This is a genomic window from Halomonas sp. BC04 (genome assembly GCF_000568385.1).
Genome location: NZ_AZQX01000244.1, coordinates 1 through 7,861, shown reverse-complemented (window position 1 = coordinate 7,861; position 7,861 = coordinate 1). Strand labels below are relative to the sequence as shown.

General features: G+C 66.5%; 8 protein-coding genes and 1 pseudogene. 7 read left to right on the top strand and 2 right to left on the bottom strand.

What is annotated here, in order from left to right; genetic code table 11:
- Positions 1 to 839: iron-containing alcohol dehydrogenase (locus Q427_RS16890; protein WP_043516071.1), on the top strand; the 839-nt coding region annotated here is incomplete at its 5' end.
- A gap of 6 nt (positions 840 to 845) precedes the next feature.
- Here Q427_RS16890 and Q427_RS16885 read toward each other — a convergent pair.
- Positions 846 to 1,877, bottom strand: coding sequence for a histone deacetylase family protein (locus tag Q427_RS16885; RefSeq protein WP_043516070.1), 1,032 nt, complete (start codon positions 1,875 to 1,877; stop codon positions 846 to 848).
- 67 nt (positions 1,878 to 1,944) lie between these two features.
- Entirely contained in the window at positions 1,945 to 2,871 is a 927-nt protein-coding gene (locus tag Q427_RS16880; RefSeq protein ID WP_043516067.1) for a LysR family transcriptional regulator, read from the bottom strand.
- A gap of 110 nt (positions 2,872 to 2,981) precedes the next feature.
- Between Q427_RS16880 and Q427_RS35505 the strand changes: the two genes are divergently transcribed.
- From Q427_RS35505 to Q427_RS16855, 6 genes and pseudogenes are all read left to right on the top strand, one after another.
- Complete coding sequence (locus Q427_RS35505) at positions 2,982 to 3,689, top strand: aminotransferase class III-fold pyridoxal phosphate-dependent enzyme (protein ID WP_269321269.1); 708 nt, start codon at positions 2,982 to 2,984, stop codon at positions 3,687 to 3,689.
- Positions 3,575 to 4,333, top strand: a complete 759-nt coding sequence (locus Q427_RS35500) for an aminotransferase class III-fold pyridoxal phosphate-dependent enzyme (RefSeq protein ID WP_269321270.1) — start codon at positions 3,575 to 3,577, stop codon at positions 4,331 to 4,333. Before Q427_RS35505 ends, Q427_RS35500 begins: the two co-directional genes overlap by 115 nt.
- Before the next feature lie 24 nt (positions 4,334 to 4,357).
- A complete protein-coding gene (locus Q427_RS16870) occupies positions 4,358 to 5,005 on the top strand; it encodes a CoA transferase subunit A (protein ID WP_231613748.1) in 648 nt (215 codons plus the stop codon).
- Between the two features lie 42 nt (positions 5,006 to 5,047).
- Positions 5,048 to 5,700 (top strand): annotated as a pseudogene (locus Q427_RS36995) (3-oxoacid CoA-transferase subunit B).
- Positions 5,700 to 6,983 (top strand): ArgE/DapE family deacylase, encoded by a 1,284-nt coding sequence (locus tag Q427_RS16860; protein ID WP_043516065.1) that lies wholly within the window; start codon positions 5,700 to 5,702, stop codon positions 6,981 to 6,983. The pseudogene Q427_RS36995 and the gene Q427_RS16860 overlap by 1 nt, the downstream one beginning before the upstream one ends.
- A partial coding sequence (locus tag Q427_RS16855) for a beta-ketoacyl synthase N-terminal-like domain-containing protein (protein ID WP_043516063.1) occupies positions 6,980 to 7,861 on the top strand: 882 nt, incomplete at its 3' end. The genes Q427_RS16860 and Q427_RS16855, both read left to right, overlap by 4 nt.

Genomic DNA, 7,861 nt, shown 5'->3' with positions numbered 1-7,861 from the left:
TGGACCACCTGGAAGGGGTGGGCAGGGGCCTGCCCTACCGCGGTCCGGCGGTGCCGCTGATCGCCGTGCCCACCACCGCCGGCACCGGCAGCGAAGCGACCAAGAACGCCGTGCTCAGCGTTCAGGGCCCGAAGGGTTTCAAGAAGTCGTTTCGCGATGAACGGCTGGTCGCCGCCGTGGCGCTGGTCGACCCGGCGCTGCTGGCAGGCTGTCCCAAGTCGCAGATTGCCGCCAACGGCATGGACGCCTTCACTCAGCTGCTGGAATCCTACGTCTCGCTCAATGCCAGTCCCGCCACCGATGCCCTGGCCTGGTCCGGCATGCAGGCATTCTGCCACGGCTTCTGGCCGGCCTGGGAAGAGGGCCACCCGGAGGCAAGCCGCGGCTACGACCAGCTCGCCTACGCCTCGCTGATGTCCGGGGTGACCCTGGCCCAGGCGGGCCTGGGCTCAGTGCACGGGCTGGCCTCTCCACTGGGCGCCTTCTTCCCGATTCCCCACGGCACGGTTTGCGGCACCCTGGTCGCCGAGGCCACCTCGACCAACGTTGCGGCACTGCGCCAGCGCGAGCCGAGCAGTCGGGCACTGACCCGGTACGCCGAGGTCGGCCGCCTGGTCAGCGGGGAACCCGAACTGAGTGACAGCGAGGCTCGCGATACCCTGGTCGCAACGCTACGTGACTGGACCCAGCGCCTCGACATGCCAAGGCTGGGCGCCTATGGCATGGGCCATGACGACATCGAGCGCGTGGTTGCAGGCGCCCGAGGCGGCAGCATGAAGACCAACCCGCTGGCACTCACCGACGTCGAGCTGGCAGCACTGCTGGAAACCCGCCTGTAGCTGGGCTCAGGCAGCGTCGAAGCCGCTCAAGACATTGACCACGTTGATACCGATCTCCTCCACCGCGTAGCCCCCTTCGAGGAGGAAGACGGTGGGCAGCCCAAGCGCGGCCAGGCGTCGGCCGATGTCCGGGTAGTCGTCGCTGGTCAGCTTGAAGCTGCTGATCGGATCGTGCTCGAAGGTATCCACCCCCAGCGACACGATAAGCAGCTCGGCGCCGGAGTGACGAATGCGCCCCAGGCCCTCATCCAGGGCCGCCGACCACGGGCCGTAGCCGGTGCCGGGCGGCATGGGGAAGTTGACGTTGTACCCCTCTCCGCGTCCGCTGCCGGTCTCATCGGCATGCCCCAGGTAATAGGGGAAGCAGTGCAGGGGGTCGCCATGCAGAGAAACGACGATCACGTCGTCGCGGGCGTAGAAGATCTCCTGGGTACCGTTGCCATGGTGAAAGTCGATATCCAGCACCGCCACACGCGAGAGGCCATGCTTCAGGGCCTGGTCGGCGGCAATGGCCGCGTTGTTGAAGAAGCAGTAGCCGCCGAACTGGTCCGAGGACGCGTGATGGCCCGGTGGGCGGCACAGGCCGAAGCTCGGCTCACCGCTCTTCAGCGTTTGACCCAGGGCCGACAGGGCGATGTCCTTGCTGATATCGGCGGCTTCGAAAGTGTTGGCGCAGATCGAGGTCTCGCCGGTCTGGGCGTAATAGCCGAGGCGCCCCTCGATATGTTCGGGGATTCGCGCGCCGGGCATCGAACGCGACGGCCAGATGTTGGGAATCGCCTCGCCGGCCATGCCGATGGCCTTCCACTCCTCCCAGCAGCTGGCCAGGAACTCCACGTAGCCGGTATCGTGCACGGCCAGCACCGGCTCCAGGCCATAACGGGTCGGCGCCTGTACCTCGCCAAGCCTCGCCGCCCGAACCCGGTCGAGCACCAGGTCGACCCGCTCGGGGCACTCGAAGGGTGCGACCAGTAGCCCTTCGTTGAGCTCGGTCTTGGCGCGACGCAGCTTGGTGGCCTCGCTGTGGAACGTGATCATGGCAACGCCTCCTCGGGTTGATCCCCAGACCATGCCATGCCCCTGGGCGGGGTGCCAGCCGGCCCCGTCAACGCCCTTGGTAGCGTTCGCCATAGCTCTCGAGCAACGTCCTGCCCCGCTGGCGCAGGAAATCGAGCACCCTGGCCTGCTTCCAGTTGTCGCGGTAGACCAGGCCGAAGCTGAACGCCATGGCCGGCGAGAAAGGCCGCATGACCACACCGTCCCGTGGGGTGAGCTGGTCCTGGGCGGTGATGGGATTCATCACGGTAATGCCGACATGGCTGGCCACCAGCGCCGTGATGGTACCGATATTGGCCTCTGTCTTGCCGGCGATCTGTACCCGGTGTTGGCTGGCCAGCTCCAGCAGCGGATTGGTGCTGATGCTGGGCTGGTTGCTGATCACCAGATGCTGGTCGCGCAGGTCCTGCACCTCGACACACTCCCTCGCCGCCAGCGGATGCTGCTCCGGGACCAGGCAGACCGCCTGGGTAGTGAACCAGGGGTCCACCTGCAACACCCGCGAAGTGATGGGCAGGGTAACGAAGCCGATGTCCGCATGGCTCGACTCCACCGCAAGCTGCACCTCATGGCTCGACATCATGTCCAGGCTGACGCTGAACTGCCGGTTCTCCTCCAGCAGCGCGGCCACCAGCCTGGGCACGAAGCCGAACGACAACCCGGGGATGGCGGCGATGCGCAGCCGCGAGGTGCCGAACTCCTTGAGTGCCAGCACGCTATGGCGCAGCTCCTCGATATTGCCCATCAGGCGCAGGATCTCGTCATAGACCTCGCGCGCCTCCGGCGTGGCCACCAGGCGGTTCTTCTCCCGCAGGAACAGCTGGATGCCCAGGTTCTCCTCGAGCTGCGCCAGGGAGCGGCTCACCCCCGACTGGGTGATGCCAAGGGTACGTGCCGCCTGGGAGGCGGTACCCGCCTCGAACAGCGTCTTGAAGATCGCCAGCGCCTTGAGTGAGTGAATGTTGACATCTGCCATGACAAGAACTCATCGAATTGGATAAAAAGATCATATATTGAAATACTTATCGATCGCTACCTAGACTGCAGAGAACCGTTCACAAACACATAACGACAACGGACGCTGCAATGGATCCATCTCCCCTTTTCTACCAGGCAGGCCCCGCCCTGCCCGAAGTCAGCCATGCCAAGGGCGTCTACCTGTGGGACGAAACCGGTCGGGAGTATCTCGACGGCTGCTCCGGCGCCATCTCATGCAACCTGGGGCACGGCCGCAGCGACATTCGCGATGCCATGCTCGCCCAGCTCGACCGGGTCGCCTTCACCTATCGCACCCAGTTCGAGAACGCCCCCGCGGTGGCCCTGGCCAAGGCGCTGGTGGGCTTCACGCAGCAGCAGCTGGAGAAGGTCTTCTTCGTTTCCAGCGGTTCGGAGGCGGTGGAGTCGGCGCTCAAGCTGGCCCGCCAGTACTTCGTCGCCAAGGGTGAGCCGCAGAGGCGCCGCTTCGTTTCGCTGCGCCCCTCCTATCACGGCAGCACCCTGGGTGCCCTGGGCGTCACCGGCTATCAGCCCTGGAAGCGCCCTTCAGAGATATCACCATCGGCTCACTCAAGGTGGCCGGCCCCGACTTCTACCGCCACACCGACGCTGACGATCGGCGACATGTGGAACGCGTTCTGGCCGATACCCGCGCCGCCATGGCGGCCGCCGGCCCCGACACCATCGCGGCCTTCGTACTCGAGCCCGTGGGCGGCGCCAGTACCGGCGCCCGCATGCTCGACCGCCAATACCTCGAGGGCATTCGTGAGTTATGCAATGAGTTCGGCTGCCTGCTGATCCTTGATGAAGTACTGACCGGTGTCGGTCGTACCGGGACCTGGTTCGCCTATCAGCACTACGGTGTCACCCCCGACCTGCTGGCCACCGCCAAGGGACTGGGCGCCGGCTACTACCCGGTGGGTGCGGTGCTGGCCCGCGCCGACATCGTCGAGACGGTCATGGCCTCTGGCGGGTTCCAGCACGGCCATACCTACGCCGGCAATCCATTGGCCTGTGCCACGGCGCTGGCGGTGGTCGAGGCCATCCAGCGCGAGAAACTGCTCGAGAACGTGGCGGCTCGCGGCCGCGAGCTGGAGGCTGGACTCAAGGCGCTCAAGGGCCGCTTCGCCTGGGTGGGGGACGTGCGTGGCCTGGGGCTGCTCTGGGGGGTGGAACTGGTCGCCGATGGCGCTTCGAAAGCGCCATTTCCCGCCGAGCAGAACCGTTTTGCCCGGATAACGGCGCTGGCCAGGGAAGAGGGCCTGCTGATCTATCCCCGACGCACTCTGGATGGAGTCGCCGGCGACCACTTCCTGGTCACCCCACCGCTGACCATCGACGCCGCCGATACCGCCGAACTGCTCGCCCGGCTCGAACGCGCCATGGTGCGATTCGACCATGAGTTGGGCACAGCGGTGCCGGCAAGCGCACTGACTCCCTGATCGCCAGATGGAAAAGGCACTGACATGACGCTACTCAAGTACAAATATCGCCCCATCGAGGAGGCCATCGCCGCCATCCCCCATGGCGCCTCGATCATGGTCGGCGGCTTCGGCTCACCGGGCACGCCCTTCGCCCTGATCGACGAACTGCTGGCCCAGGGCCAGTGCGATCTCACCCTGATCAAGAACGATGCCAACGAGCCCGGCATCGGGATCGGCAAGCTGATCGAGGCCGGCCGCGTCAGCCGCCTCATCACCTCTCACATCGGCCTCAATCGCGTGGCCATCGAGGCAATGAACCGGGGTGAACTCCAGGTTGAGATGCATCCCCAGGGGCTGCTGGCCGAGAAGATTCGCAGCGCCGGGGCCGGCCACCATGGCTTTATCACCGACATCGGCCAGGGCACCGAGATCGCTGCCGGACGCCGCGAGATAGAAATGGACGGCCGCACCTGGGGGATCGAGCCGGCGCTCTACGCCGACTACGCCCTGGTCCACGCCGAGCGTGCCGACCGTTACGGCAACCTGATCTACCGCGCCACGGCCAGCAACTTCAACCCGCTGATGGCCATGGCAGCCGATACCGTCATCGCCCAGGCCTACCGGGTCGACGAGCCGGGCAGCCTGGCACTCGAGGCGATCCATACACCTGCGCCTTCGTCAGCCAGGTAGTGGAAGTCGCCCCGGCCACCAGCGAACAGGGGAGACGCGCCCATGTCGGCTGACCAGCAACGCATTCTCGCCCGGGCCGCCCGGGAAGTGATTCCGGGCCAGATCGTCAACCTGGGCATCGGCCTGCCCACCCGGCTGTTCCACTACCTGCCGGAGGAAATGGAAGTGCTGGTGCACTCGGAGAACGGCGTGCTGGGCTGCCGCCCGCGCCAGGACGGCGAGGCACCGGACTGGGACATGATCGACTCCGGCGGCGCCTACATCGCCACTCGCCCCGGCGCCAGCGTTTTCGACAGCGCCATGTCCTTTGCCATGATCCGCCGCAGCCGGGTGGACCTCACCTTCATGGGCGCCTTCGAGGTGGATGAGGTGGGCAATCTGGCCAACTGGAAGATTCCCGCAAGTTCTCGCCCGGCATCGGCGGCGCCATGGAGCTGGCCCAGAAGGTCAAGCGCCTGGTGATCCTGTGCTCCCACAACGACAAGCACGGCAACCCCAAGATCCTCGAGCACTGTCGCCTGCCTCTCACCGCCGAGCGCTGCGTGTCGCGCATCATCACCGACAAGGCGGTGATGGACGTGACCCCCGCGGGGCTCACCGTGGTGGATATCGCCGAAGGATTGAGCATTGCCGAGCTGCGCGAGGCCACCGAAGCCACTCTGATTGTCGACGAGCCTCGACTGGGGAGATTCTGATGCTGAGTGATATCGAGAAGCGCATCGTCGAGCGCTGCGACGCACTGATGGACGACACCCTGGCGCTGACCCGCGACCTGGTGCGCGGCTACAGCGTACTGGGCGAGGAGCATGGCGCGCTCGAAACCATGGAGCGCTGGTTCGAGCGTCTCGAGCTGCCGGCCACCAGGGTACCGCTCGACGCCCCCGGCTTCGCCGAGCACCCCCACCGCGCCCCCACCGAATGGTCGTGCGACGGACGCTACAACCTGGTGTCCCGGCTCAACGCCGGCGCCAGAGGGCCACACCTGGTCTTCAATGGCCACCTGGACGTGGTACCCGCCGAACCCCTCGACATGTGGACCCGACCGCCCTGGGAGCCTTGGGAAAAGGACGGCTGGCTCTACGGCCGCGGCGCCGGCGACATGAAGGCCGGCATCGCCGCCATGGTCATGGCCGTGCAGGCGGTACGAGAGGCGGGCGTTTCCATCGACTTTCCCCTGACCCTGCAGACGGTGATCGAGGAGGAGTGCACCGGCAACGGCGCGCTGGCCTGCCTGCACCAGGGCTATAGCGGCGACTTCGTGCTGATTCCGGAACCCTTCGGCAGCCAGATCTATGCCGGCCAGGTGGGCGTGCTGTGGTTTCGCATGCGCATCGACGGCGTACCGGCCCACGTGCTCGACACCCGCGCCGGCAGCAACGCCATCGAGACCCTGATCGAGTACCTGCCCGCCTTCAAGGCGCTGGAGATAGAAATCAACGCGCTGCCGCGCCAGGCACCCTACGACTCGCTCGAGAGTCCCTTCAATCTCAGCATCGGCAAGATCGAGGGGGGCAACTGGGCCTCCAGCGTGCCGGCCCATGCCGTGCTCGAAGGTCGTGTCGGCTTCCCCCCCGGCATGACGCCCGATGAAGCCATGAACCGTGTTCGCCGGTGCATCGAGTCCCGCCACACCGAGCTCGGCGATGGCAGCCCCGTCCCCCGGGTAGAATTCCACGGTTTCCGCTCCGAGGGCTTCCTGGTCGACCTCGAAACGCCGGGCATCGAACTGCTCTCGCGCTGCCACCAGGACCTGCTCGGTGAGCCGCCGAAGGCCTACCTCGCCACCTGCACCACCGACCTGCGCGCCTTCCACGTCAGCGGCGAAATCAACGGCACCTGCTACGGCCCGGTGGCCCAACGCATCCACGGCGTCGACGAATGCGTTGAGATCGACTCGATCCGCCACGTGCTCACCACCTACGCCCTGTTCATTCACCGCTGGGCACAGTTGACCTATACCGGAGGAAACGAATCATGAAGGATGCCTATCTGGTCGACTATGGCCGTAGCGCCTTCACCCGCGCCCATCCACGCAAGCCGGAAGTGGACGGTTGGGCCGAGACCCGCGGCGACGCCCTTCTCGCCCGGGTGATCGACGCCCTGCTCGACCGCAGCGGCCTCAACCCGCAGGAAGTGGAAGATCTCAGCATCGGCTGTGCGCTACCGGTCAAGGAGCAGTGGAGCTTCGGCGGCCGCTACCCGCTGTGGCTGTCCCGCTCCCTGGGTCCACGAGGCCGCGAATGTGCCACCCGCCAGATCGACCAGCAGTGTGGCTCGGGACTGGCCGCCCTGCGCAGCGCCGCCCGTGAGATCCAGGCCGGCGGCGTGGAGGTGGCCATCGCCGGCGGCTTTGAAAACATGACCCGGGTACCCATGGGCCCCGCCCTGTTCAAGGAAGGCGTGCTGACCTCTCCCGAGGTACTGAGTGACGCGACTTGGCTCGAGCTCGGCGTGGCCCTGAACATGGGCCTCACCGCCGAGCGACTGGCGCAGGCGGCCGGCATCGAGCGCGACGACATGGACGAGTTTGCCCTGACGTCACACCACCGTGCCGCCCGGGCAGAGGCCGACAATCTGTTCGAGGGCGAGCGGCTGGCCCTGGCCAACCCCACCGGGGAGGTCATCGACCGGGATGCCAATGTCCGCCCCGATACCAACCTGGAAAGGCTCGCCGGACTCGATCCGGTCTTCCTCGAAGGCGGCCGGGTCACCGCCGGCAACAGCTCGCCGCTCACCAGCGGTGCCGCTGCGTCAGTCGTGATGTCGGCAGCCGCCCTCGAACGCCATGCTGCCACGCCGATGGCGCGCATCGTCGCCATCGCCGACGTGGGCGTCGCGCCGGAACGAATGGGCGCC